This is a genomic window from Enteroscipio rubneri, from assembly GCF_963929405.1.
Taxonomy (GTDB): domain Bacteria; phylum Actinomycetota; class Coriobacteriia; order Coriobacteriales; family Eggerthellaceae; genus Enteroscipio; species Enteroscipio rubneri.
Genome location: NZ_CAWVIN010000002.1, coordinates 554,768 through 579,613, shown reverse-complemented (window position 1 = coordinate 579,613; position 24,846 = coordinate 554,768). Strand labels below are relative to the sequence as shown.

Genomic DNA, 24,846 nt, shown 5'->3' with positions numbered 1-24,846 from the left:
TGTCGTTCGCTCGAAAGACAATTGTAGGTAAGGCCTGTGGTCGTTAAAAGGCTTCCACCACTTGATTCGGTCAGTGGCATGCCGCTCACCGAAAAAGCCCGGTTAGCACGCCCTCTTTCTCCTCCGGCAACGGCCCCGTGGACGAGGAAGCTTACGAAAGCGTAGCATCCCGCGAGGCGTCGTCGGCATCGGCCGCGAGCTCGCCCATCAGCACGTCCACCTTCTGCTGGGCCTCGGCAAGACGGCCTTGCAGCGACGCGAGCAAGGCCACGCCGCGCTCGTAGCTTTGCAGGCTGTCTTCCAGCTCCAGCGTGTTACTCTCGAGCACGCGCACGATACCATCCAACTCGGCCATAGCCTCGCGAAACGTCAGCTCATCGATAGGACTCGCGTCCTCCTGCTCCTTCATACGGCATCCTCCCACTCGACTGTTTCCGTATCGACACGCCGCGTACGCTCGACGCGGCAATTCAGCACGCCATCGGTCACGGACACGTCCACCGTGTCGCCCGCAGTAACATCCTCCACGCTCTTGACTACGGTCCCGGCAGCCGTGCGCGCGACGGCGTAGCCGCGCGCGATCACGGCGAGAGGCGAGAGGTCGTGCAAGCGCGCGGCGCCCACAGCCGCCTGCTGCGAGAACCGCGGCACGATCGAACCCCCGCAGGCGACCAAACGCTCGCGGCAGCGCGCCATTCGCGCGCCTTCGCGCTCCACTGCCGCCGGCATGACGCGCGCAAGCCGCTCGCGCTGACGCACGACCAGCCCTCTGTCGCGCTCAAGATTTGCGGGCAGCGCCCTGGACAGGCGGTCGCCCATCATATCGAGCGTCTGCGCTTCGGCGGCAAACACCGTTTGTGCATCGCAGAACAGCGGTCTCGTCACGCAACGGCGCACGTCTGCGCCCGCACGTTCGACCGCACGCCCGGCACAGGCGGCAAGCGTTCGCGCCCGCGCTGAAAAATGCCGTTCGAGGCTCTCGCGCGCAGGGCTGACGGCCTCGGCTGCTGCGGTCGGCGTCGAAGCACGCACGTCGGCTACCATATCGGCGATGGTGGTGTCCGGCTCGTGCCCGATGCCCGTCACCACCGGCACGGGGCAGCGTGCGATGGTACGCGCGAGCCGCTCGTCGCTAAACGTCATCAGGTCCTCGAAAGAGCCGCCGCCCCTTACGACGAGCACCACTTCGGCCCCGGCTGCCACCACCTGACGCATCCCCTCCATGATGCCCGCAGGCGCGGCGGCGCCCTCCACGGCCACGCCTGCCAAAAGCACGCGCGCAAGCGGAAACCGGCGGCGCAGCGTGCGCAGCACGTCGTGGACGGCGGCACCGCGCGGCGATGTGACCAGTCCGACGACGTCCGGATAAATCGGAAGCGGCCGCTTACGGGCTGCGTCCATGAGCCCTTCGGCCTCGAGCTTTCGCGCGAGCTCGGCAACCTTGAGCCGAAGATCGCCCTCGCCCGCCAGCTTGAGCGAGACCACGTCGAAATTCATGCGCCCCTTGGGTGCGAACAGCGTGAACTGTCCGGCCAGCTCCACAAGCTGCCCTACGCGCAGCGGCACTCCCGCAGCCCGGAACCGGTTGTTCCACATCATGCAGGGAAGCGCCGCGCTCTTGTCCTTCACGGTGAAGTACACGGCCTTGTACCCGGGCTTGTTCGACACCTCGGACACCTCGCCCACCAAACGCACGGCCACGCCCTCGAGCGCGCCCTTTGCAAGCGCCATCGCCGCCGACACGCTAAGCGGCTGATCGGACCTGTCGTCGACGACTGCGCCGCGCGAGGTTGCCGCCCGCGCGCGTGCGAGCGCGTCGCCGAGCGCCGCCGCCCGCTCCCCTTCCTCCGAAGCCCTCGCAATCACGCCTGCTAGTCCTGACGCTGGCCGAGGAGCCACAGCAGCTGCAAGATGGAGGTGAGAGCAGCGGCGACGTAGGTGAGCGCGCAGGCGCGCAGCACGCTGAACGCGCCGCTTTGCTCCGCCTGAGGCAGAGCCGTCGCCTGCATGTAGACCATTGCGCGGCGGGAAGCGTCGAACTCGACCGGCAGCGTGACGATCTGGAACAGCACCGCGAACGCATAGAGAATAATGGCAAGGTCGATGAGGCCGGTCAACTGCATGACGATGCCAATCAGCAGCAGGAACATCCAGGCGTTCGAGGCCAGATTCACCACGGGCACGAGCGCGCCGCGAATCTTCATGGGCGCGTACCCCTGGGCGTACTGGTAGGCATGTCCCACTTCGTGGCACGCAGTCGCCGTCGCCGTGATCGATCGGCCTTCGAAGGAATCCGGCCCGAGCGTAACGGAGTTCGTGCGCGGATCGAAAAAGTCCTGGCCGGGTCCGCCACGGCGCACCTCCACCCCCGAGATGCCATAGTACTGCAACATGCGGCGCGCCGCCTCGGCGCCGGTCATCCCCGTGGAGATGGGCACCCTTTTGTACTTTTTGAGTTGAGAGTTCACATACCAGGTCGCGAAGCCGCCGATGGCCAACGTCACCAGGATCAGCAGCAGGTAGCCCGAGCTCAATCCGAACATAGGTCGAACACTCCTTCAAAGGGGTAGACTCCGCAGCCTCTCGGACTGCATTCCACGTACGATTCCGTATTATACTGGAGCGCCGCACAGGCCCCCGGGAGGCCGGGCCTGAGCGTCAAACTTCCGTAACTTTCGTTCACGAAACAGCCACGATTCGGCATCGCGGTGGCAACGCGAGGCCCCTCCTATCGACGCGGTTCTCGAAACTTGAACGACACCGCCCGGCGCGCATCGGCCGCAAGCTCCCGGCCCGCCGAACCGATCACGCCTCCCGACGCTCCACGTTCAGCTCGGCGCCGTCCAGGCTCAAGCGAATCTTGCCGTCGAGGAGATCGAGCAGCTCCTCGCCCACCAGCGAGCGTCGCCAACCGCGCAAAAGGTCAACGCCCTCGCGGTAGCCTCGCGCGACGCGGGCCAGATCATCATGGCTTGCAAGGGTCGGGATCGCCACCCCGCTTTCCTTAGCGCGCAGACGCACGATGGCGGTCATGAGATCGAGCTGCGCATCGACGTTCGGCTCGCTCTTGGCGCACCGATCGGGTTCGGGCCAGGTCTCGGGCGGAGCGTCGAGCGCCGTAACCATGAGCGCCACCACCGCACGCGCATCGCGCGTGGACAGTCGCTCGCGCATGCCGCGCACCATGAACAGCTCGTCGATGGTGCGCGCTTCGCGCTTGCAAGCCTCGACGATCTGCTCGTCGGTGATCACCCACTTGCGCGGCACGTCTCGCCGTTGGGCTTCCAGCTCCCGCCATGCCGCCACTTCACGCGCAGCCGAGAGCTGACGGCGAGACAGCTGCGAGACGCGCTTGAGGCGTCGATAGCGGCCGCGCTCGTCGGCTGCGTATTTCGCCGGGTCGCTCATATCCTCGAAGTCTCGCGCCAACCATGCGAGCCGGCCCCTGCGCTCGAGTTCTGCGCGCATGCGCTCGTACATGCGCGGCAGATACACGACGTCGTCGGCGGCGTAGTCGAGCTGTGAATCGGAGAGCGGCCGACGCGACCAGTCGGTAAACGAGTCGATTTTCTTGAGCGTGACCCCGCATTCGGCATGCACGAGGGCCGCATATCCGATCTGCTGGGTATGGCCCAGAAGCGCCGCCGCCGTCTGCGTGTCAAAGATGGGCTTCGGCAGAACGCCCACCTCGCGCAGTAGAATCTCGAGATCCTGACTGCCGGCGTGGAATAGTTTCACGACGTTCTCGTTCAGGAGCAGCGGGGCGAGTATGCCGAGATCGTCCACCGCGAACGGGTCCACGATAGCCGTCTCGTCATCGGTGGCAAGCTGGATGAGGCACAGCTTTGCATAATAGGTCTTCTCGCGCAGAAACTCCGTGTCGATTGCGAGCACGCTCGAACGAGCGGCGCGCTCGGCGAACGCCGCAAAATCTTCCTGGTTTGCTATGTACACCGATTGTTCCTTACCTTGTGCGACTCTCGCTCCATGTTGTACCATGCCATCATAGCAACTGAAAGGGAATCTGTGAAACTGCTCGTCATCAACAACCTTGCATCGGGCTTCGGCGAAGGGGCCGTCTACGACTTCGTACGATCCTTCGCCCGTGACGGCGACGAGGTGTGTCTGCGCTCAACCGACGGCACAACCGACGTCGGCGCTCTGCTCGCCGGTGCCGAAGGCTTCGACGCCGTGGTGGCAAGCGGCGGAGACGGCACCGTGGCGACGGTCAGCTACCTGTTGGCAAATTCCGGCATCCCCATCCTTCCGTTCCCCGCCGGCACGGCAAATCTGCTAACGCTCAACCTCGCCTCGCCGATGGAACCCCACGCCCTGGCAAAGATGGTTCGCGAGGGACGAACGCTCGACTTCGACCTCGGCGAGATCGAAGTGGCTGGCAGAAGGTTCGGGTTCGGCATCATGGCCGGAGCCGGCTATGATGCCGCTATCATGCACGGAGCCGAACCGGCCAAGCGTCTGTTCGGTCCAATGGCCTACCTCTCTGCAGCCATCGCGAACCCTCTGCCGCAGAAATCCCGTTTCTCCATCGAGCTGGACGACACCACCATCGAGAGCGAAGGACTGGGCATCTTACTTGTCAACTTCTCGAAAATTCAGTTCGACATCACGGTCACCCACGAGAACGAACCGCGCGATGGCGTATTCGACGTCGTGGTGCTCAAAGCCCAGAACGCCTTCGAGCTCATCCCCGCAGTGCTTGCCGGGCTGCTCGACCGCGGCGGCGACTTCCCCGACCGCACCGAAGCCCTCGAGCTGCACCGCGCCCGCACCGTGCACGTTGTAGCCGACCCGCCCATGGAAGTGCAGTACGACGGAGAAGCCACACGGCTTACGACGCCCTTCTCGGCTCGCATCCTTCCGCGCGCCGCGCGCTTCTTCGTCTCCGAGGAAGGCTACGAGCTCTTCGGAGCGTGACGGAGGGCCCCATCCGGACAACTCACTTCTTCTCGGGCACCTCGTACGACGGTTCCGAACCCGCATCCTCCACGGTCTCGGCTTCGATCTCAAGCGGATCGGCGAATGCACTCGTAGCTTGAGCAGATTCGAGCATGAGCTGTTTGAACGAGGCGGCGTCCTCCCCGTCCATAGGCATCATGACGTACACGTTGTTGCCGATGATGACCGGTGTGATGCGCTCGGCTCGCCCATCGGCCTGCTTCGAGACCTTGTCCTGCTCGGCAGCGTCGCGGCGCAGCTCCTCGAGCATCCCGGTGCGCACGCTTTCGATCTGCGCAGCCGTCTCGTTCTTCCAACGCTCCTTGCGCCATGCGAGAACGTTCGCATTGTAGCGCATCTGGATGAGTTCAAGCACGATGCAGAACACCATGGCGAAGTACACAATAAGCTTTTCGAGCGGCATGTGAAGCAGTTCGATACCGGTGTGGAACCCGGCTGCGTCCATGACCAGAAGCGCACCGATAGCCACGATAAATGTGAGAGCGAGCATCTTCATTTCGGGATGCCCGTTGATGAAGTCGGAGATAGGATCAATAAAAATCATCATGAGTATCACGGCCAGCATGACAGCGATGATCATGATGATGAGGTGGTCGGCCAGTCCCACGGCCGTGATGACCGAGTCGATTGAGAATACCAGGTCCATGACCATGATGGTGCCCACGGCCTGCGGCAGGCCTATCATGTGCAGCGCCTTGTGCTCCTCGCAGTGCTCGGCCTTGAGCTCGGTGAGCTTGAGCGTATCGCGCAGCTCATCGATGCCCTTGTATATGAGGTACGCGCCACCAGCAAGCAAGACGAGATCGCGCACCGAGAAGCCGTGCTCATATGCGCCGAGATTCACGGAGAACAGAGTCGTTGTCATATGCACAAGATACGAGGCAAAGCACAAGAACAGGATGCGCATGAGAAGCGCGCCGGCAAGGCCCAGCTTACGGCCGATATGCTGCTTGTCCGCCGGCAGGCGGTTCGTCGTGATCGAGATGAACACGAGGTTGTCAACCCCGAGCACGATCTCGAGGAATAAAAGCGTCACCAAGCTGATCCATGCTTCAGGCGTCGTGAAAATCGAAAGGTCCACCGAATGCTCCTTCTGTCTTGTCCGCTTCACCGCCGGGGCATCTCCATAAAAAAAAGACTCACGGCGCCGCTGCACGATCGTGCAGCGGCGCCGTGAGTCTCGTTATTTCAGACACGCCAGGCTGTTCAGGCCATGATGTTGAACGTGCCGCATGCGCTCTGCGCCGCATGCCAACTACTCCCCCACGGGCGAGACGTATCCTAACACGAGGCGAGCAGCTCCACAATGCGGAACCGGGCAAAGCACACAACCCCGTCTCCTTTCGCGGCGATCTCGACCTGCCAGGGCATAGACCCTTGCAGCGCCCACGTCGTCCACCGGGCATCGGAATGCGCCCGGCTTTGGCTGGGCGCATTCCGCAGAAGGGCTTCTGCCCGGCAATGCTATAATGCGCAGAACGCACGACGTGCCCACACGAAACGAGAACCGCAGCAGGAGTCGCAATGCTATTCGAGCCACAGAGAAAAGAATACATCGACAACGAAGGACCGATTCGCTACCTGGACGGCAGCGGCCTGCTCAGACCGCTCGATATGCCCCGACGCCAGCTGGCTCTCATGGCCGTTTTTGTAGCGGTCGCCGCTCTCATTGGCGGCGTGCTGCTGTTCAACGTGCTGGATTCCATACAGGGCAGCGCGGCGCGTTCCCAGGCGAGCGTTGAGGAGAACCTCGCACGCGAAGTGACCTACGATCTGCCGAGCTTGCCGTCACTCATCCAGCTTGACGACGCCTCGATCAAGCAGTCCTTCGCCGATGCAGGTTTCACCACCTACGAGCCCTCGCCCTCGGAGGACGGCGCCGGTTTCGAACTCGTCAAGCTGCCTTCCGATGTGAGCTTGGCGGAAGCGGGCCTGCTTTACCAGCAAGGCGTCGCGAACCTCGATGCGCCCGACGCCGCGCGCCTGCTCAACGGGTCATGGACGTTCACGGTCGAACGCGAGAACGCGTTGGGCATGCGCCTGCGCTACACCGATTTTTCATCTGGAGGCGTCGATGCCGCTGTCGAAGCCGCCATCGCGGCGGAGGGCTTCGACGCATCCACGGCGAGCGAGACGGCTGTTGACGAGGCGGGCAACACCTTCCGCACCGGATCCATCGACGTGAACGGCACGACGTACTCGTGGCGCGTCTCGGCCATCGCGCTTTCCGAGGTCTACAGCATATCCGGACTGCCCGAAAGCGCCACGTATGTCGGCGTGCGCATGACCGCGTAAAGCCCTCTACGACTCGACCGGCAAAACGCCGGACGCCTCGGCGAGTCCGGCGTTTTGTGTGCTTTCATGCGAAGATAACCTGCACTGCACGATCCTCCTCGTTCCGCCCTGCAGATAGCCTCGCCTCTTTCCACGTCAATATTATTCTTAACTAAAAATAGAATAAAACCCTTCCCCTATGAAGGGTTTTGCCTTCTCCTTCCCCGCGCATACCCCGATAGGCGCAAAGCGCCCGCAGGTGCATGATTCATTTCGACAAGGAGGAGTGCATGAGGATATCGAGCATCGTAGCAGGCGCATCGGCAGCAATGGTCGTGCTCCAAGCCGCATACTGCGCAACGCGCGGCGAGACCTTCTTGCTGCGGCCCCCCGGAGCACACGGAGAATCGGATTTCTCGGCGCACTGCATCAAGTGCGGCGCATGCATGCAGGCCTGCCCCTACCTCGCCATCCGGCCCGCCGGCAGCGACGTGGGCATGGCTGTGGGCACGCCGATCGTCGATGCACGTTCTCAGGCCTGCCGCCTCTGCGAGGACTTCCCCTGCGTCGCAGCATGCCCAACCGGCGCACTGCGCGACATCGACGAGCGTTCCGACGTCCGCATGGGCGTCGCCGTCATCGACGAGGACGCCTGCATCGCTTTCCAGGGCATGCGCTGCGAGGTGTGCTATCGCGTCTGCCCCCTTATCGACAAGGCCATCGCAATCGACTATCGCCTCCGCGAAGGCGACGCCATCCATTCGGTGTTCGCCCCTGTCATCGACGAGAAGCAATGCGTTGGATGCGGGTTGTGCGTGGAGCGTTGCGTGGTAAGCGAACCCGAGGTACCCATCCGCATCGCAACGGATGCCGAACGTGCGGACGGAGGCGAGGCTTGACGGCCGCTGCGCAGCGAATCGCGGCCTGCAAGAACGGCTCAGAACCGTTGAAGGACGAGGAAACCATGGACGAACAGAACGACGGGAACAGAAGGAGGGGTGTCATGGACATCTCAAGACGAGGATTCGTCAAAGCGACGGCCGTCGCGCTGGCAAGCGCCGCAGCGGCGGGAACGATGTCGTCGCTTATGGGCTGCTCAAGCGGAAACGCAACGGCGGGCGCGGCAGGCGAAGGTCAGAAGTACACGGCCGTTTGCCGGTTCTGCGGATGCGGCTGCGGCGTCATCTGCGAGGTGAAGGACAACAAGCTCATCAGTGTCACGGGCGACCCGGACAACCAGTCGAATCGCGGCCTCAACTGCGTCAAAGGGTACTACTTAGCGAAGATCCTGTACGGCGAAGACCGCTTGACCGTACCCCTCATCCGCGATGACAGCTCCACAAAGGGCACCGACGAGGGTTTGCGCGAAGCGACGTGGGACGAGGCACTCGAACTCGTGTCGTCCAAGCTCAAGGAAACATGGAAGAACGACAAGAACCGCCTGGCGTTCTGGGGAAGCGGCCAACAGCCCATCACCGAAGGCTACTGCACCGCAAAGTTCTGGAAGGCGGGACTGCTGTCCAACAACATCGATCCCAACGCGCGTTTGTGCATGGCCAGCGCCGTCGTGGGCTTCATGAACGTGTTCCAAACCGACGAACCCGCCGGCTGCTACGAGGATTTCGACAACGCCGACGTGTTCGTTACCTGGGGCGCGAACATGGCCGAAGCACATCCGATGCTCTACTCGCGCCTGACTGCCCGCAAGCTCTCCGGCGAGGGGGTCAGGCATTACGACTTGGGCACCATCAGAACCCGCACGAGCGAGAGCGCCGACAAGACCATGCTCTTCAAGCCCAACACCGATTTGGCCATCGCCAACTGCATCGCCAACTACCTGGTGCAAAACAAGCTCTACGACGAGGCGTTCGTGAACGACCACCTCCAGTTCAAACAAGGCACAGAGAACATCGGCAATGCCACCAACGACGGCTACGACGCCTCCGATGTCGGCAAGACGGTGGACGATGTCGCCCCTATCACGTTCGACGAGTTCGCGGCACGCCTGGCGCCTTACACGTTCGAATACACCTCCGAGCTCTCCGGAGTGCCCGTCGAGGACCTCGAAGAACTCGCCAAGGTGTTCGCGGACAAGGATGCCAAAGTCATGTCGCTGTGGACGATGGGCGTGAACCAGCACAATCGCGGCACGTGGATGAACCACAATCTGTACAACATCCACCTGCTTTCCGGCAAAATCGCCAAGCCGGGTTGCGGGCCCTTCTCGCTCACCGGACAACCCTCCGCTTGTGGAACGGCGCGCGAGGTGGGCACGTTCTCGCACCGTCTACCGGCCGACCTCGTGGTGAAGAACCCCCAGCACCGCCGCTACACCGAAGCCATCTGGGATCTTCCGGAAGGCTACCTTGACGAAATTCAGAAGCCCGGCATGCACACGGTGAAGATATTCCGCGAGATGTCCAAGGGCAATCTCGACTTTCTGTGGACGGCACACAACAACTGGGCCCAGTCCATGCCCAACCTCACGCGTTTCCTCGGCAAGGGCGAGGACAACCAGGGCATCTTCGACACGTTCATCGTGGTGAACGAGGTGTATCCGACGATGTCCACCAAGTACGCCGATGTGGTGTTCCCCGTAGCGCTGTGGGTCGAGCGCGAGGGCCAGTTCGGAAACGCCGAGCGTCGCAGTTCTGTATTCGAGAAGGCCGTCGATCCTCCGGGAGAGGCCAAGTGGGATCTGTGGGCCATCATGGAAGTGGCGCGCCGCGTCCTCGACGGCGAGCAGATCGACGGCGAGGACGCCTTCGACCACCTCTTCGGCTTCATCTACGACAAGGATGCCGCTGACTTCAAGGGCGACGATCGCGAGACGAACCGGGCTATCTGGGAGGAGTACCGCATCTTCTCGAACCCGAGCATGAACGAAAAAGCCAAGGCTATCAACGACAATGCCGACGGGACGTTCGAAGGCAAGCTGAAGATGGAGGCCAAGCAGCTTGCTCCCTATGACGAGTACCTGGCCCACCACGGCCTTACCTGGCCCGTGCGCGAAGTCGACGGCACGTGGCTGCCCACGAAGTGGCGCTTCTCGAACGGGGCGCAGGAAGACGGCTTCGACGAGGTGGGCGTCGCCCAGTATGGCACCCCCGGACTTGCGAACGACGTCAGCTTCTACAAATCCGCAAAATCCAAGCCCTCGGTGGTGTTCCGCCCTTACGAACCGCCAGCGGAAACGCCCGACAGCGAGTTCCCGTTCTACTTCGTCACCGGCCGTTTGCTCGAGCACTGGCACACCGGCACCATGACGCGCCGCATACCCGAGCTTGACCGAGCGCTGCCCGAGGCACTGCTCAACATGAGCCAGGAGGACTGTACTGCACTGGGCGTGAAGGACGGCGACATGGTCAAAGTGACATCGCGGTTCGGAGAATTCGACATTAAGGTGTCCACAGCCGGGCGCACCCAACCGCCAGCAGGCACGGTGTTCGCTCCCTTCTTCGCAGAGGAAACACTTATCAACCTGGCCGTGCAGGACACGTACTGCCCGCTGTCCAAGGAACCCGACTACAAGAAGACCTGCGTGTCCATCGCGAAGATCGAGGGGTGAAACCGATGAAGAAGTCTTTGATTACGGCGGCCCTCGTCATGACGATGGCCGCGGGGCTGGGCGCCGTGGCAGGCTGCAGCAGCGAGCCGGCAAAAGCGGACGTCAACGCAAGCATCCCCGAAGGGGCCGCGCCGCTCATGCCCGCCACGCACGATGGACGCTTCGACAGTCTCGGCGCGAACGGATGCTATGGCTGCCACGGTGCGAACGATCAGGCGAATCCCATGCTCAACGGATCGGTCGCGCTGCCTGAGGACCATTACGCGGACGGCGGTTCGAATTCGAAGGAACTCGAACCCACCCGCACGCAGTGCATTACCTGCCACGTGCAGGGATAGCGAGAGCCCGAGCGCCCCATCGGCCCGAAGGCCTTTGGACGCGCAGACCGGGAGGGCGCACAACCCTCCCGGTCCTTCCCTCTCCGGTCCGACCCACGGATACCGGAAGCAACAAGTACGAAGGCGAGGAGCATCATGGTAATATCGAGTCTGGTCGTGGAGACGAAGCCCGAGTGCACCGACGAGGTGTCGGCCGAGCTCGCAGAGCGCGCGGGCGTCGAGGTGCACGAGACGAACGGTTACAAGATCGTCGTCACCATCGAAGCTGAGACCGTCGATGATTCGCATGCCATCGCGAGCGGTTTCATCGACATTCCCGGCGTCACGGGCATCAACCTCGTGTACGCCAACTTCGAAGACGACCCCACCCTCGCCGAGGCCGGATCGCGATGAGCGCCACCCCGGATGCGTCTCGCTCGTTTCGCTGGACCTGGTTCCGCCACATCGTGCAGGTGGCGGCAATAGCGCTGTTTGCCGCACCGGTGCTCATAGCGGGCTGGAGCCTGTTCGGGGCTTCCGTCGGCGGCGACGACCCGCTCTCCACTCCTGCCGACCTGCCCTTCTTCGGCAGCCTTTCCTCCTCCTCCGTCGGCGGGCTCGCCCTTCTAGACCCATTCGGGGTCCTGCAGGTCATCGTCGCCTCGAAGACTGCACCGGTCGAGTGGCTGCTGGCCGCGCTGCCAATAGTGTTAGTATACGGCCTGATCAGAGGACGAGCATTCTGCGGATGGGTATGCCCGGTCAATCTCGTGCTGGAGATCGAGGACGCATTCAGACGCAAGCTGGGCATCGAAGTGCGCGAGGCGCCCGTTCCACGCCGGGCTAAGCTCTGGATCGCATTGGGCGTGCTTGCACTCTCGGCCCTCACGAGCGTTCCCGTATTCGAGGCGTTCTCGCCCATCAGCGCGCTCAACAAGGGGGTGCTGTTCGGCGCCGTCACGGGACTGTGGATGCTGGCCGCCATCATGCTCGCTGAGCTGTTCTGGGGTCATCGCGTATGGTGCCGCGCGCTCTGTCCGCTGGGAGGCTTCTACGAGGCGCTTGGACGCGCAGGCCTGGTGAACGTCAAACTCGATCAGGAGGCCTGCATCCACTGCAACGCCTGCAAGCGCTCCTGCCTGGCGGATCCGGTCATCCTCGAGCCCGTGCTCGCAGGCGAGGATGCAGTCGTCCGCGCAGGAGACTGCATGGCATGTGGCGCCTGCATCGACGCCTGCCCCACCAAAGCGCTCTCCTTTGGGCTCGGCCGCGGTGCGAAGCCTGCGGAGACGGAGGAACCCGCGGCCGAGCATGCGTAAAGGCCGCATGCTCCCGTAACGGGCAGAGGCGGAGACCGGATGCGCGTGCTCCTGAGCGTTTTTACACGTTGAGCAGCTTGTGGCGCAGCGCGTAGTCTACGAGGTCGGCTCGGGTCTTGAAACCGAGTTTTTGGTAGATCTTGCTGCGATGCGCCTCGACGGTTTTCACGGATAGGTAGATTTGCTCCGATATCTCCTTGTTCGTGAAGCCCTTGGCCAACAGCTGCAATATCTCCAGTTCGCGATTCGATAGCTGCTGGTACGAGCGATCATGCTCTTCGCCGCCGTCCACGAGGTGCTTTGTGAGGAGAGCTGCCATCTTAGGATGGATGTAACTGCCTCCGCCGGCCACGGCGCGAACCGCAGCGATAAGCTCCTCGGAGGTTGAGTTCTTCAATACGTAACCCGATGCGCCACCGCGCAGGGTGTAGAAGAGATACTCCGGCTCGGCGAACATTGTGAGAACGATGACCTTGGTTGCAGGAAAGTCCTTGGCAATCTTTTCACATGCGACAAGCCCGCTCTGCCCCGGCGGCATGGAGATATCCATAAGGAGGATATCGGGCTTCTCGCGCGCCGCCACCGCGTACGCTTGGGCTCCATCGGCGGCCTCTGCCACCACTTCGAGCTCGGGATCTTGCTCGAGTATCATCTTGAAGCCCGCACGCACCACCTCGTGGTCGTCGGCCAGCATGATGCGTATCATGCCCCCTCCTTGCCTTCCGTCGCATGCATCGGAGCAACGAGCGTAACCTTCGTCCCATCCTGCCCCGACGCAACGTCCAACGTCGCTCCTATTATATTGGCGCGCTCCTGCATGCCGAGCATCCCGCATCCGCTCCCCTTGATCTCAGGCTCATCGGCATTGAACCCGCAACCATGATCCACCACGCTCACGTGCAGCCAACCATCGGAGTCCTCAAGCGTTACATAGATGCGATCGGTGTCGGAATACTTGCACGCGTTCAGAATGGCCTCTTGGCAAATGCGGTACGCCTGCGTCTCAAGCGCCTGGTCGAACCGGTCGCACGAGAGACCACCCGCGAACAAAATCTCAGCACCGTAAGTCTTTTCGAATACCGCCGCCTGGGAACGCAACGCCGCAACGAAGCCCAGATGATCGAGCGCCAAGGGCCTGAGCTCCACCGATATGTTATGCAGTTCATCTAGAATGCGATCGATGTCGTTCGCCGCGTTGAAGACGAGCGCGGCACCTTCGCTGTCAACGTGGGCATCAAGACGCTTGAGCAAAAACGAAACGGCCAGCAACTCCTGAGCGATGCCGTCGTGCAGTTCACGTGAAATACGCTTGCGCTCATCCTCCTGCGCGGCGATGACGCGCGAGAGCTCCGAACGAACGTATATGGGGTTACGCGCGGAATCCGCACGTTTCCCGGACGCGATGCGCTCGAAATCCATGAAGTCGGCGGACACGACGTCCAGATCGCACATCTGACCGCCCAGATCTTCGATCAGCCGCCGGTAGGCCTTTTCGTGACGACTGCTCACCGAGCGGTACGCGCAGAGCAACGCGGCGACCACGCGTCCTTCCTGCATGAGCGGCAGTGCGCAGAAGCTGCGCAAATCCTCGGCGAAAACGATGGGATACGACGAGTATTCCCGCGGATCGATTTCTTCATCGATGTCGATGAACATCATCGGCTTGCCCGCTTTGATCACGATGCCGCCGATACCGTGACCGGGTGCGAGCACGATGCGACGATAGCGCTCCCCTGTCGCGCCAGCGCTGTACACCCATTTGAGCGGCGCGCCGATGAATGCTGTAAGGCCGAGCGCGACAAAATCGAAACCATGGCGCGTCCTCAGGGCAGCGACCGCCTCCGCATACGTCTCATCTTTACCCGCCAGGACATAGTCGCTGAAATTCGAGGCGCCCACCTCGCCCTCCTTCCCTCTGTCGCAGCACAGGGTATGTCGCGCTCCCCTTCGACAACCCATTATCCCCCAAGTCGAGCTGTTTTGCACGGTCGGCCAGGATCCCGCCGTCAACAAACCGTCGCGCATCCGGGTTCCGACCGCTGCCCGACGGGAATACGAGCGTGATAGTCTTTCGGCTGCACGCACCCGATGAAAGGAGCTTTTCATGGAGTACAAGACTGGAGACAAGCCGGGCGAGGGATCGTACCGCTGCAAGAACTGCGGGTACATCGTCCGCATCACAAGCGAGACCGAGGCGTTGCCCGCCTGCCCCAACTGCGGGCACCATGAGTTCGAGAAAAAGGATTAGCCGACACCTGAGCGGGCGGTTGCAAGCCGGGCACTTCGAGTCCATCCGGACAGAACGATGCTCGCCTCCGTATCGAATTCGCTTTTTGCCGCCGGAGGCAAACCGCCCAGGGTTCGGCCGATAAAAAAGCCGGGAACCTGAGGTTCCCGGCTATCATATGCATGGTGGGCGATACAAGATTTGAACTTGTGACCCCTACCGTGTCAAGGTAGTGCTCTCCCCCTGAGCTAATCGCCCATGCTGATGAAGTGCGATGCGTTTTCGCATCAGCAAGAAGACAGTCTACCAGAACGAAGCCGCGCGGCAAAGACCGTTTTTAAAAAATTCAGCAGCCACCTCGCATGCCGCAACGCATCATCCCTCTCCCCGATTCAACAACGCAACGATCGGCCGCATGCAGATCCTTTGAAGCTCGGGATGCCCTGTGCGCCTCTCACGAACCTCGAACTCGCTCGTTGTCGAGCTTCCGGAGAGATCCAGCCATCTCTCAGAGACGTGGCGCCGCCCCTCGCCTATACTGTCTCCATGGTTTAGAAACGTGTGCCAATGCAAAGGAGATGGACATGACCGAACGACCAGAAACCGTCCCTCGCGGTCTCGAGGGCCTCGTCGTCGTCGAACTGGGCGATTACGTTGCCATGCCAGCTTGTCCACGGCAACTCGGCGAACTCGGAGCCACCGTGTACAAGGTGGAGACGCTTTCGGGCAACCTTCATCGCATGGACGGGCCGGGCTTCGGCATGCCCGAGCTCGGCATGGACAACCCCGCTTTCGATATGAGCAACGCCAACAAGCGATTCCTTTCGCTCGACATGCGCACGGAAGGCGGACGAGAAATCATGTCGAAGTTGTTGGACAAAGCGGACATCTTCGTGACGAGCCTTCGCAATCCGTCGCTCCAGCGGCTCGGCTACGACTACAAGACCCTGCATGAGAAGTACCCCAAACTTGTTTATGGCCAGATGCGCGGCTACGGCGAACGCGGCCCCATGAAGGACGCCAAGGGTTTCGACGCCACCTGCTACTCGGCACGCGGTGGGCTTTTGATGTCCATTCCGCAGGATGACGAGCACTTCCAGCCCGGCAATATGCCGGCGGCGTTCGGCGATTGGAACGCGAGCATCGCGCTCGGCATGGGCCTTATGAGCGCGCTCTGGCGTGCGGAAAAAACCGGCGTCGGCGACCTGGTCACCGTGAACCTGCACCATATGGCGCTGTGGGCCATGCAAGTACCCGTCGTCTCCCAACCCTTCGGCGTGCCGTTCCCGAAGAACCGCAAAGAGGCCCCCTGCCCCACCAACAACGCCTACCAGACGTCCGATGGCGTGTGGTTCCTCATCTGCTACGGATCGTACGATGCATGGTATCCCTTCGTCATGCGCCTGATCGGCCTCGAGGAGTACGCCGAGGACGAACGCTTCGCAAACTGCGCCCACATCAATGCAAACGGAGAGGTGCGCACCGTCATCCAAATGATGGCCGATGCCTTCTCGCAACACGACTGGGCGTACTGGGAGGCTCTTTTCAAGGAGAAAGACGTCCCCTATGCGATGTGCAACACCATGGACGACGTGATGCGCGATGAGGAGGCTTACGCCAATGACATCCTTCGGCCCATCCGCTACGACAGCATCGGCGAGCATGCCATCACCACGACGCCCGTGCGACTGAAAAGCGTGGGCGACCCGGTCATCACGCGCGCGAAGCCAGTAGGCTACGACACCGCCGCCGTCATGGAGGAACTCGGCTACAGCAGCGAGGACGTCGAGCGCTTTGTCGAGATGAACTGGGTCCGCTGCTTCGATGGCGAAGCTCCCGAGTCCATCGAAGAGCCCTCCTTCGGTCCTGCGGGGCTATAGTTGTGGATAGGTGCGGCCCTGAACCGAAACGCTCTCGCCGAAGGCGAACCGGCATCAAGCCCAAGCCAGAGCACGTTCCGCCCGACTGCCGCACCGACGACACACGGACCGGCTCCGAAACCTGATTTTCTACCGAATTGAAAAAAGGACTTGCGCGCCCCGGTACGTTCGGATATCATATTTCCTCGCGATGCGGACGTGGCTCAGCTGGTAGAGCACGACCTTGCCAAGGTCGGGGTCGCGGGTTCGAACCCCGTCGTCCGCTCCATCGTCAGTGCAAGGCCGGTCATTCGTACTTGGTTTGACCGGCCTTTTCATGACGGATCGCTGCGTGGCGACGTGGCCAAGTGGTAAGGCAGAGGCCTGCAAAGCCTTCACCCCCGGTTCGAATCCGGGCGTCGCCTCCATTCGCTTTCCTTTGTGCCTGCGAATGTTGTACAGCCCTATAAGCGGACGTGGCTCAGCTGGTAGAGCACGACCTTGCCAAGGTCGGGGTCGCGGGTTCGAACCCCGTCGTCCGCTCCACGAAACCATGACCCGCCATGCGGCAACGCGCGGCGGGTTTTTCTTTCATTCCGTCGTTCTCGAACCATCGAGAAGCTTCTGACTGATATGCGAGCGAGAAGCCCCCGTCCTCCCCGACTCCGCCGCTCCCCGTCCTTCCCCTATCCGCCTCCCCTTCCGAATCTGTTTGCTGTACAATTGCAACGTTTTGCCAACAGGGCAATCTTGTACAAGACAAGCTGCGAAGGGACGTGGTATGGCGAGAGCAGAAGCCGCCGGAGCCGAGAAGATCGAGACGACCGGCGAACGGGAGCGGTTCGGGTCGCGATTGGGATTCATCCTGATATCGGCAGGATGCGCTATCGGCCTGGGCAACGTGTGGCGCTTCCCCTACATCACGGGGGAATACGGCGGCGCGGCCTTCGTGCTCATGTACCTCGTGTTCCTTGTCATCCTGGGGCTTCCCGTCATGGTAATGGAGTTCGCCGTGGGGCGCGCCAGCCAAAAGAGCGCGGCGAAGGCCTTTGACACGCTGCAGCCGTCAGGTAGATGGCACTGGTTCTCATGGTGGGGCTACATCGGGTGCATGGTGCTCATGATGTTCTACACCACGGTGGGCGGCTGGATGCTGTCGTTCGTGGTGAAGATGGGCACGGGAGCGTTCAACGGCCTGGACAGCGCGGGCGTCGGCGCCGTGTTCAACGGCATGCTGGCGAATCCCACTGAACTCGTGGGATGGATGCTCGTGGTCATCGTGCTGGGCTTCCTCGTGTGCAGCCTGGGACTCCAGAAGGGCGTCGAGCGCATCACGAAAGCGATGATGGTGTGCCTGCTGGGCATCATGGCGCTGCTCGTGATACGCGCCGTCACGCTGCCGGGAGGGTTGGAGGGCCTTGCGTTCTACCTCGTTCCGGACTTCGGCAAATTGTTTGCAGGCGCAACGGCTGCAGAACAATGGGCCACGTTCGGCAACGCGGTATTCGCAGCCATGGGCCAGGCGTTCTTCACGTTGTCGCTGGGCATCGCCGCCATGGAGATCTTCGGAAGCTATATCGGCAAGGAGCGCTCGCTCACCGGCGAGGCGCTGCGCATCTGCGGGCTGGACACAGCCGTAGCGCTCATGGCTGGCCTCATTATCTTCCCGGCATGCTTCGCATTCGCGGTGGAGCCTGACAGCGGGCCGGGCCTCGTGTTCGTCACGTTGCCCAGCGTATTCAACCAAATGCCGCTCGGCCAGCTGTGGGGCGCGTTGTTCTTCGTGTTCATGAGCTTCGCCGCGCTGTCCACCATCATCGCGGTGTTCGAGAACCTCATAAGCTGGTCGATGGACAAGTGGAGCTGGACGCGCCGAACAGCCGTTGCACGCACGGCCGGTATCGTTACGGTGCTCAGCTTGCCGTGCGCCCTCGGATTCAACGTGCTCTCCGGCGTGACCGTGCCCGCTCTTGGCGACATCCAATCCATCGAGGACTTTATCGTCTCAAACAACCTGTTGCCGCTCGGCAGCCTGTTTTTCGTCTTGTTCTGTGTCACAAAGAGCGGTTGGGGTTGGGATAATTTTCTGGCTGAAGCAGACGCCGGCAAAGGCGCAAGATTCCCAGCCTGGTCACGGTTATGGCTTAAATTCGGCATCCCAGCGCTCATCCTGGCGATTTTTGCGATGGGCTACGTTCCGAAGATCGCCGTGTGGCTCGGGATGGTCTAACGCAGACGCATCTTCACGTGCGCGTTACGATTCGTTGAACGATCCGCCTTTGCAATGCTCGTGTAAAACATCGTTTTTATACTGCTGTATCGAAAAACCGACGTGCCCGGTCGATATTGAAGGCCGCCGTTTACGGCGGCCTTCGCTGCGACGGGCGCGCAGCACGGCCCTTGGGGCGAACGGGGTTCTACAACAAAGGAGCGGTACATGGCGGAAACGAAGAAGACGCTGGCCGAAAGCGCGCAGGCAGCGATCGCGCGAACCATCCTCGGATACGTGCAAGGGGGCGACCCGGATGTGCAGCTGCCCAAGATCCTCAGGGCCGTGGACGTGCTGATGCCCAACGATTACCTGGTGGAGCAACGTGCTTTGTTCCACCAGGTAATCGACGATCCCGACAACAACTGGATGACGTTACTAAGAAGCCTGTGGACCGATATCGATCCCGGCGTGCGCGAGAAGGCGATCGAGAACTTCCTCGTGAACGCAAGCCTCATCGGCCTGCGCCGCCAGGACGCCGCAGCGGCCGAGCACGGCTGCAACGTGCCGTGGGCCATGCTCGTGGACCCCACGAGCGCCTGCAACCTGCACTGCACCGGCTGCTGGGCTGCCGAGTACGGCGATCGGCTGAACCTCTCGTTCGAGGAGCTGGACTCCATCGTGGAGCAGGGCAAGGAGCTGGGCGTGTTCTTCTACCTGTTCTCGGGCGGCGAACCGCTCGTGCGCAAGCGGGACATCATCCGGCTGTGCGAGAAGCATGACGACTGCGCGTTCACGGCGTTCACAAACGCGACCCTCATTGACGACACGCTGGCCGAGGACATGCTGCGCGTGGGGAACTTCATACCCGCGATCTCGGTGGAGGGCTTCGAGGAGGCCACGGACGCCCGCCGCGGCTCCGGCATGTACCGGGCCGTCGTGCACGCCATGGCCGTGCTCAAGCGCCACCGCCTGCCTTTCGGCGTGTCATGCTGCTACACGCACGAGAACGCCGCCTCCATCGGCAGCGAGGCGTTCATCGACGACCTCGTGGCGCGCGGGGCAAAGTTCGCCTGGTTCTTCACCTACATGCCCGTGGGGGCCTCGGCGCCGACCGACCTCCTTGCCACAGCTGAGGACCGTGCGTTCATGTACCGCCAGATCAGAGCCTTCCGTAAGACGAAGCCCATCTTCACCATGGACTTCTGGAACGACGGCGAGTTCACGCAAGGCTGCATCGCCGGCGGGCGGCGCTACCTGCACATCAATGCAAACGGCGACATCGAGCCCTGCGCGTTCATCCACTTCTCCGACGCGAACATCCGCACCACGCCTATCCTCGAAGCGCTCAAGCGGCCGCTGTTCATGGCCTACCACGACAACCAGCCGTTCAACGACAACCACCTGCGCCCCTGCCCCGTGCTAGACAACAAAGACCGCCTGGCCCAGATGGTGGCTGCCTCGGGCGCGCACTCTACCGACCTGGAAGAGCCGGAGGACGCGGCAGCGCTCTGCGCCAAGACGCACGCTACGGCCGACCACTGGGCGCCCGTAGCGCAGAGCCTCTGGGAGGAGGGGCACTGGACGAGCGGCCCGAACGCGGGAAGGCGCAAGTAGACCTGCAACCTACGAGGCGACTCTCGCAGGGAGAGGACGTGCGGAGCCGCCGAGCAGGTGCGAAAGCCCCTCATCCCATGCGCCTCCGCCCGCAAGAGCCGCCTGCTCGTTGGAGCTCTTTCGCTGCCGGCGGGCCCGGGCGTCCGAACCGGCCGGGGGGCTTCGACGTGTGAAGCATCACCTACAGCAAGCTTGGAATGTCCGAAAGGGTTCTCACGCGGACGTGAGGACAGTCGGTTTCCGCATCGCGACGGTCGATGATGATGGGGCGGATTCCTGCGGCTGAAGCCCCGTCGCCGTCGGCGTCAGGACGGTCGCCGATATGAGCAACATGCGCCGCCCCGACACCCAAGCGCTCGCATGCGAGATCGAATATGACGGGATCGGGCTTGCGGTAGCCCACGACTGCCGATGACACCACTTCGTCGAAGTACGGCAGCAGCTGCATGCCACGCAGCAGATCTTCTAAACCCGCGTCCCAGTTCGAGACGACGGCAAGCAGCAACCCGAGTTCCTTGAGCGCGCGCAGGCATCCCAGAACATCGGGATAGGCTTCCCAGTGGTCGGAACGTTCGAACGCCGCATGGACCTCGCCAGCCATGCCGTCAGCATCGTGTCCTATGCCGACCAGATGGCACACATAGCGGTACTGATCGAGCCAGATGGCCGTCGACCCTTCGTGCGAACACCAGAAGTCGCCATCGCGCAAGTATTCGGCCTCGTAGTAGGCGTCCATCGCAGGCATATACGGCTCGAAATCGCGCACCGTGAGGTCATGACCGCGCTCCGCCGCCACTCGCGCCATCGTCTCAGCCACCGAGGGACACGGTCTGATGAGCGTCGAGCCCACGTCGAAACACACCGCTTGTATCGTCCTACTCTTCATGGCCGTCATCGGGTTCGATGTGCACGAGGACCTCTACCACATTCGGATAGCGCCGCTGGACAGAGCACTCGACCGCTTCCGCCAGCTCATGGGCTGCAACCACCGTCATGTCAGGAGCCACAAGCACATGCAGATCGGCGTACACCTCGCCCTCCGTGCCGCGCGTGCGGATTCGGTGGGCGCCCCGCACACCCGCAATCGACATGGCCGTCGCCCGAAGATCGTCCTCGGGAATGCGCGCATGATCTGAAAGCGTGGCGAATGCATGCTTGAAGACATCGTAGGCGGTCGCGAGGATGGCAAGCGTGACCACCAGCGCCATGATAGGATCGGCTATGGGAAATCCGAGCGAAACCGCGACGAGTCCAACGATAACCCCCACCGATACGAGCGCGTCGGAGAGCGTGTGATTGGCATCTGCCGCAAGCACTTCGCTTTTAAGCCGTTTCGCGCAGCGGCGCTCGTACGTCGTCACGCCCAGGTTCACTGCAAGCGTTCCTATCATGACAGCGAAAGAGATCGGCGTGACCTCGACCGTAAAGACCCCGGAAACAAGCTTCGCGATCGCGCTCGAGCCTACTTCGAAGGCAGCCAGAAGCAGCAATGCGCCGATGGCGAGGCTCGCATAGGTCTCGAACTTGGCGTGACCGTAAGGATGCCCCTCGTCCGCCGGGCGCACCGCGAGCGCGATGCCTACCAACCCAACGACGTTGCCGGCAGAGTCGAACACCGAGTGAATACCGTCGGCCTGCATGGAAGCCGAACCGCTGATCACGCCGTAGACGTACTTCGCCGCAGCGACGGCAAGGTTGAGCATGAGGACGATCCAGAGCACGCGCCTGATGGAGCGCATACGCTGCGATACGGGATTTTTCGATGCGAACGCCTTGGCCATGGCGCGTCCTCTTTCGTGCTCGAACGGAATAATCGCCGTCCCTCGCAAGCGGCCGGCCCTCCGACAGGCTGCCTGCACGGGTTGCGCGACGCTCTTTACCTCGAAGGCCTCATGCGGGCGGATCCGACCATCATAGCGCACTTTCGAAACCGTCGGATAAAAATGAGGCTGTCGGCGACAAGCCGTCGCCTGCTCCTTGCCGCCGCCCTCGCCGCTCTTCGGCCAGTCGATCAACGCGATGCTTCGGCGCCGTCGGCCGCACTGCACGCGGTCGGGGCGCGCAGCCGCATTCGCACTCGATCCCAATCCGTCAAGGCGATCGCCACACCGGACATCATGAGCGCGGCACCGAGGTAGTTGAGCGGCGCAAACCGCTCGCCCAACAAGACGAACGCGAACACCGCCGAGAACAATGCTTCCGACGACCAGATGATGCCCGCGCGTTCAGGCGTCGAATTCTGCTGCGCGACGGGCTGCATCACGAAGCAGTATGCGCTGCACAGAAGCCCGAGCCCGAGAACGGCGATCCACTGCTGCGGCGTCGCGGGAAGCACGATCGTTTCGAAGCATACCGTCCCTGCGCCTGCAAGAAGCGCCGCGACGCCCAGCTGCAACGCCCCAAGCTGAAAGGAGTCCACCCGATGCGAGACGGAGCCGACGAACACGATGTACACCGCATTGAGGGAAGCTGCAAGCAGTATCCATAGCGAGCCGGCATCGAAGTCGAGCGGATTCGCATCGGTGAGGAAGCACACGCCCGAGATGCAGAGTGCGGCCGCTATCACAATCCCCAGCCGCGGCAGCTTCCTGACGAGCACGGCTTGAAAAACAGCGACGAACACCACCTGGATTGAGATTATGAAGCCGCCCGTGGAGGCCATGGTGGTGCCGAGTCCGTACAGGACGCTCGTACACACCCCGAAAAGGACGGCTCCGCTCGCACAGGCGCAGAGCGCCGTGGAACGCGAGATGCCGCGCAGCCGGCGGCGAAATACGACGGCGACCGCGATGAAGGCGACGGAGAAGCGCAGGAACACGATATCGAGCGGCGAGAGTCCCTCGATGCCCATCTTCATGAACAGCCACGAAAGACCCCATGCCATCGCGATACTGATAAGCACAAGCTCGCTCTTCCTCTGAGACATGCTGCTGCTCCTTTTTTCGATAGACCGCATCTTTGCCAAACATATGGTAAGCGGCTGCTGTATATTTGTGAAACGCATGTTTATAATTTTATTCATGAGAAAGCTGCATGCTTATGAGCAGACGCTATCGCACGCTTATCGAAGTCGTGAGGCTCGGAAGCCTCACGAAAGCCGCAGAGAAGACCGGCTACACGCAATCGGGCATCACCCATCTTCTGAACTCGATCGAAGCAGAATGGGGCGTGACCTTCGTCGCACGTAACCGCAACGGCGTATCGTTGACGTCGGACGGCGAGAGGCTGCTTCCGTTCGTCCAAGACCTCGTCGCAGCCGAAGAAGCGCTTCATGAGCAGATCGACGCCTGCAAAGGCTTGGAAACGGGACTGGTGCGTATCGGGTCGTTCAGCAGTATTTCCACCCACGCACTCCCCCGGATCATCGGCTCGTTCAAAGCAGACTATCCGGGGATCGACTTCGAAATACTGCACGGCACCTATTCCGACATTGAGACTTGGCTGCATGAGGGCCGTGTCGATCTTGGCTTTCTCGTCGATCCGGTCGATGCTAAGTTCGAAAGCCGGTTTTTCTTCCGCGACAAAATCGTCGCGGTGCTTCCCGAGCATTTCGACGGTCCGACAGACTGCCCGCTCCCTCTTTCGGAATTCGAAAGGCATCCTTTCATTATGATCGAAGAGGGAGACGGCAATCGATTCAGATCGTACTTCCGCGCCTATGGCATTCGCCCTCGCATCGACTACAGCGTGCGCGAGGACGCTGTGGCCGTAGCCATGGTGGAAAGCGGACTCGGCATAAGCCTCGATTACGAGCTGAGCCTGCTGCGCGCCCCATACCGGGTCGTTACAACCGACCTCGAGCACCCCGCATATCGAGAGATCAGAATCGCCTGGAACCGACGACGCAAACCGTCTCCGATCGTCCGCACGTTCCTCGACTTCGCGACTGACGACGGAAAGCCGCACCAAACCCTATCGGAAGATACGCGGTGATGGACCGAATGCACCAGGCGGCAGAACGCAGGGCGGACCTGAGGCTGCGATGCAGGAGTTTTGGGCCCGAATGCAAAAAACACCTGCAGAAGCAGGTGTTTCGATTTTGCTGGTGTCGGAGGCGGGATTTGAACCCGCACACCCGTTGTGTGGGCACTAGCACCTCAAGCTAGCGTGTCTGCCGTTCCACCACTCCGACATTGCTCGCGCTTTGCGCAACGCAGATTATTCTACCCGAACTGACTCCCCTTGTGAAGAACCTTTTTCGTCAATTTTGCCGTCTAGCTCGATGCGATCGTGCCATGCGGGTAGATGATCATGAGCACAATGAGCGACAGCATGAACACGATCGCGAACACGATGGTGATGCGGTCGAGGTTCTTCTCGACGATGCTCGTGCCGGTCTGCGTGGAGTACACCGAGCTGGCGATCATATCGGAGATTCCCGTGCCCTTGCCGGAATGCAACAGGATGAATACGATGAGGCCGACGCCCGAAACGACGAGCAGAATGAGCGTGATGATGAGAAGCGGGTTCAAGGTTGGT

General features: G+C 61.8%; 23 protein-coding genes and 5 tRNA genes. 15 read left to right on the top strand and 13 right to left on the bottom strand.

All coding sequences use genetic code 11. The annotated features are described in order from the left end of the window. Positions 1–151: 151 nt before the first annotated feature. The 4 genes from xseB to rnd all read right to left on the bottom strand — a co-directional run bounded on the left by xseB (position 152) and on the right by rnd (position 3,954). Positions 152–409: an exodeoxyribonuclease VII small subunit gene (xseB, locus tag ABGT83_RS05905; protein WP_103264390.1), complete on the bottom strand. Its 258-nt coding sequence runs from the start codon at positions 407–409 to the stop codon at positions 152–154. Further along, complete coding sequence (xseA, locus tag ABGT83_RS05900) at positions 406–1,866, bottom strand: exodeoxyribonuclease VII large subunit (protein ID WP_346686444.1); 1,461 nt, start codon at positions 1,864–1,866, stop codon at positions 406–408. Before xseA ends, xseB begins: the two co-directional genes overlap by 4 nt. A gap of 5 nt (positions 1,867–1,871) precedes the next feature. Next, the gene (locus tag ABGT83_RS05895) at positions 1,872–2,543 is read right to left on the bottom strand and encodes a zinc metallopeptidase (protein WP_103264389.1); all 672 of its coding nucleotides are present in this window, start codon (positions 2,541–2,543) and stop codon (positions 1,872–1,874) included. Positions 2,544–2,805: 262 nt separating this feature from the next. Next, positions 2,806–3,954 (bottom strand): ribonuclease D, encoded by a 1,149-nt coding sequence (gene rnd, locus ABGT83_RS05890; protein WP_103264388.1) that lies wholly within the window; start codon positions 3,952–3,954, stop codon positions 2,806–2,808. Between the two features lie 72 nt (positions 3,955–4,026). Between rnd and ABGT83_RS05885 the strand changes: the two genes are divergently transcribed. Beyond that, positions 4,027–4,935, top strand: a complete 909-nt coding sequence (locus ABGT83_RS05885) for a diacylglycerol/lipid kinase family protein (protein WP_103264387.1) — start codon at positions 4,027–4,029, stop codon at positions 4,933–4,935. A 22-nt stretch (positions 4,936–4,957) separates the two neighbouring features. Here the strand turns inward: ABGT83_RS05885 and ABGT83_RS05880 are convergent, their stop codons facing one another. Next, a complete protein-coding gene (locus ABGT83_RS05880) occupies positions 4,958–6,058 on the bottom strand; it encodes a TerC family protein (protein ID WP_346686442.1) in 1,101 nt (366 codons plus the stop codon). A 443-nt stretch (positions 6,059–6,501) separates the two neighbouring features. Here ABGT83_RS05880 and ABGT83_RS05875 point away from each other — a divergent pair, with 443 nt between their 5' ends. The 6 genes from ABGT83_RS05875 (at position 6,502) to ABGT83_RS05850 (ending at position 12,455) form a co-directional block, all read left to right on the top strand. Next, positions 6,502–7,272, top strand: a complete 771-nt coding sequence (locus tag ABGT83_RS05875) for a teichoic acid transporter (RefSeq protein ID WP_346686440.1) — start codon at positions 6,502–6,504, stop codon at positions 7,270–7,272. A gap of 269 nt (positions 7,273–7,541) precedes the next feature. After that, a complete protein-coding gene (locus ABGT83_RS05870; protein ID WP_103264384.1) occupies positions 7,542–8,150 on the top strand; it encodes a 4Fe-4S dicluster domain-containing protein in 609 nt (202 codons plus the stop codon). Between the two features lie 104 nt (positions 8,151–8,254). Further along, positions 8,255–10,819 carry a nitrate reductase catalytic subunit NapA gene (napA, locus tag ABGT83_RS05865; protein ID WP_346686437.1) on the top strand — a complete coding sequence of 855 codons (2,565 nt, stop codon included), beginning with the start codon at positions 8,255–8,257 and terminating at the stop codon, positions 10,817–10,819. A 5-nt stretch (positions 10,820–10,824) separates the two neighbouring features. Further along, a complete protein-coding gene (locus tag ABGT83_RS05860; protein WP_103264382.1) occupies positions 10,825–11,157 on the top strand; it encodes a nitrate reductase cytochrome c-type subunit in 333 nt (110 codons plus the stop codon). A 135-nt stretch (positions 11,158–11,292) separates the two neighbouring features. After that, complete coding sequence (locus ABGT83_RS05855) at positions 11,293–11,550, top strand: chaperone NapD (RefSeq protein WP_346686436.1); 258 nt, start codon at positions 11,293–11,295, stop codon at positions 11,548–11,550. Then, the gene (locus tag ABGT83_RS05850) at positions 11,547–12,455 is read left to right on the top strand and encodes a 4Fe-4S binding protein (RefSeq protein WP_346686434.1); all 909 of its coding nucleotides are present in this window, start codon (positions 11,547–11,549) and stop codon (positions 12,453–12,455) included. Before ABGT83_RS05855 ends, ABGT83_RS05850 begins: the two co-directional genes overlap by 4 nt. 61 nt (positions 12,456–12,516) lie before the next feature. Here ABGT83_RS05850 and ABGT83_RS05845 read toward each other — a convergent pair whose 3' ends face one another. After that, positions 12,517–13,161, bottom strand: coding sequence for a response regulator (locus ABGT83_RS05845; RefSeq protein ID WP_103264379.1), 645 nt, complete (start codon positions 13,159–13,161; stop codon positions 12,517–12,519). Further along, positions 13,158–14,354 (bottom strand): GAF domain-containing sensor histidine kinase, encoded by a 1,197-nt coding sequence (locus ABGT83_RS05840; RefSeq protein ID WP_103264378.1) that lies wholly within the window; start codon positions 14,352–14,354, stop codon positions 13,158–13,160. Before ABGT83_RS05840 ends, ABGT83_RS05845 begins: the two co-directional genes overlap by 4 nt. 205 nt (positions 14,355–14,559) lie before the next feature. Here ABGT83_RS05840 and ABGT83_RS05835 point away from each other — a divergent pair, with 205 nt between their 5' ends. Further along, positions 14,560–14,703: a zinc ribbon-containing protein gene (locus ABGT83_RS05835; protein ID WP_103264377.1), complete on the top strand. Its 144-nt coding sequence runs from the start codon at positions 14,560–14,562 to the stop codon at positions 14,701–14,703. 162 nt (positions 14,704–14,865) lie between these two features. Here the strand turns inward: ABGT83_RS05835 and ABGT83_RS05830 are convergent. Next, positions 14,866–14,940: transfer RNA gene (locus tag ABGT83_RS05830), tRNA-Val, on the bottom strand. 326 nt (positions 14,941–15,266) lie between these two features. Between ABGT83_RS05830 and ABGT83_RS05825 the strand changes: the two genes are divergently transcribed. From ABGT83_RS05825 to ABGT83_RS05800, 6 genes are all read left to right on the top strand, one after another. Beyond that, entirely contained in the window at positions 15,267–16,562 is a 1,296-nt protein-coding gene (locus ABGT83_RS05825) for a CaiB/BaiF CoA transferase family protein (protein ID WP_103264376.1), read from the top strand. A 192-nt stretch (positions 16,563–16,754) separates the two neighbouring features. Next, positions 16,755–16,830 (top strand) — tRNA-Gly (locus ABGT83_RS05820). A 65-nt stretch (positions 16,831–16,895) separates the two neighbouring features. After that, positions 16,896–16,969 (top strand) — tRNA-Cys (locus tag ABGT83_RS05815). Between the two features lie 42 nt (positions 16,970–17,011). Further along, positions 17,012–17,087, top strand: a tRNA-Gly gene (locus tag ABGT83_RS05810). 235 nt (positions 17,088–17,322) lie between these two features. Next, positions 17,323–18,771 (top strand): sodium-dependent transporter, encoded by a 1,449-nt coding sequence (locus ABGT83_RS05805; RefSeq protein ID WP_346686432.1) that lies wholly within the window; start codon positions 17,323–17,325, stop codon positions 18,769–18,771. Between the two features lie 207 nt (positions 18,772–18,978). Further along, positions 18,979–20,367, top strand: a complete 1,389-nt coding sequence (locus tag ABGT83_RS05800; protein WP_346686431.1) for a radical SAM protein — start codon at positions 18,979–18,981, stop codon at positions 20,365–20,367. A gap of 181 nt (positions 20,368–20,548) precedes the next feature. Here the strand turns inward: ABGT83_RS05800 and ABGT83_RS05795 are convergent, their stop codons facing one another. The 3 genes from ABGT83_RS05795 to ABGT83_RS05785 all read right to left on the bottom strand — a co-directional run bounded on the left by ABGT83_RS05795 (position 20,549) and on the right by ABGT83_RS05785 (position 23,293). Next, the gene (locus ABGT83_RS05795; RefSeq protein WP_103264468.1) at positions 20,549–21,253 is read right to left on the bottom strand and encodes an HAD family hydrolase; all 705 of its coding nucleotides are present in this window, start codon (positions 21,251–21,253) and stop codon (positions 20,549–20,551) included. Beyond that, positions 21,243–22,148 (bottom strand): cation diffusion facilitator family transporter, encoded by a 906-nt coding sequence (locus ABGT83_RS05790; protein ID WP_103264373.1) that lies wholly within the window; start codon positions 22,146–22,148, stop codon positions 21,243–21,245. Before ABGT83_RS05790 ends, ABGT83_RS05795 begins: the two co-directional genes overlap by 11 nt. Positions 22,149–22,378: 230 nt before the next feature. Beyond that, the gene (locus ABGT83_RS05785; protein ID WP_346686430.1) at positions 22,379–23,293 is read right to left on the bottom strand and encodes a DMT family transporter; all 915 of its coding nucleotides are present in this window, start codon (positions 23,291–23,293) and stop codon (positions 22,379–22,381) included. 113 nt (positions 23,294–23,406) lie between these two features. On the opposite strand from ABGT83_RS05785, the gene ABGT83_RS05780 reads away from it, so the two are divergent. Beyond that, positions 23,407–24,300, top strand: coding sequence for a LysR family transcriptional regulator (locus tag ABGT83_RS05780; protein WP_346686428.1), 894 nt, complete (start codon positions 23,407–23,409; stop codon positions 24,298–24,300). A 110-nt stretch (positions 24,301–24,410) separates the two neighbouring features. Here ABGT83_RS05780 and ABGT83_RS05775 read toward each other — a convergent pair. Together ABGT83_RS05775 and secG are read right to left on the bottom strand one after the other, a co-directional pair. Continuing rightward, positions 24,411–24,499 (bottom strand) — tRNA-Leu (locus ABGT83_RS05775). A gap of 82 nt (positions 24,500–24,581) precedes the next feature. After that, positions 24,582–24,839 (bottom strand): preprotein translocase subunit SecG, encoded by a 258-nt coding sequence (gene secG / locus ABGT83_RS05770; RefSeq protein WP_103264370.1) that lies wholly within the window; start codon positions 24,837–24,839, stop codon positions 24,582–24,584. Positions 24,840–24,846 lie beyond the last annotated feature (7 nt).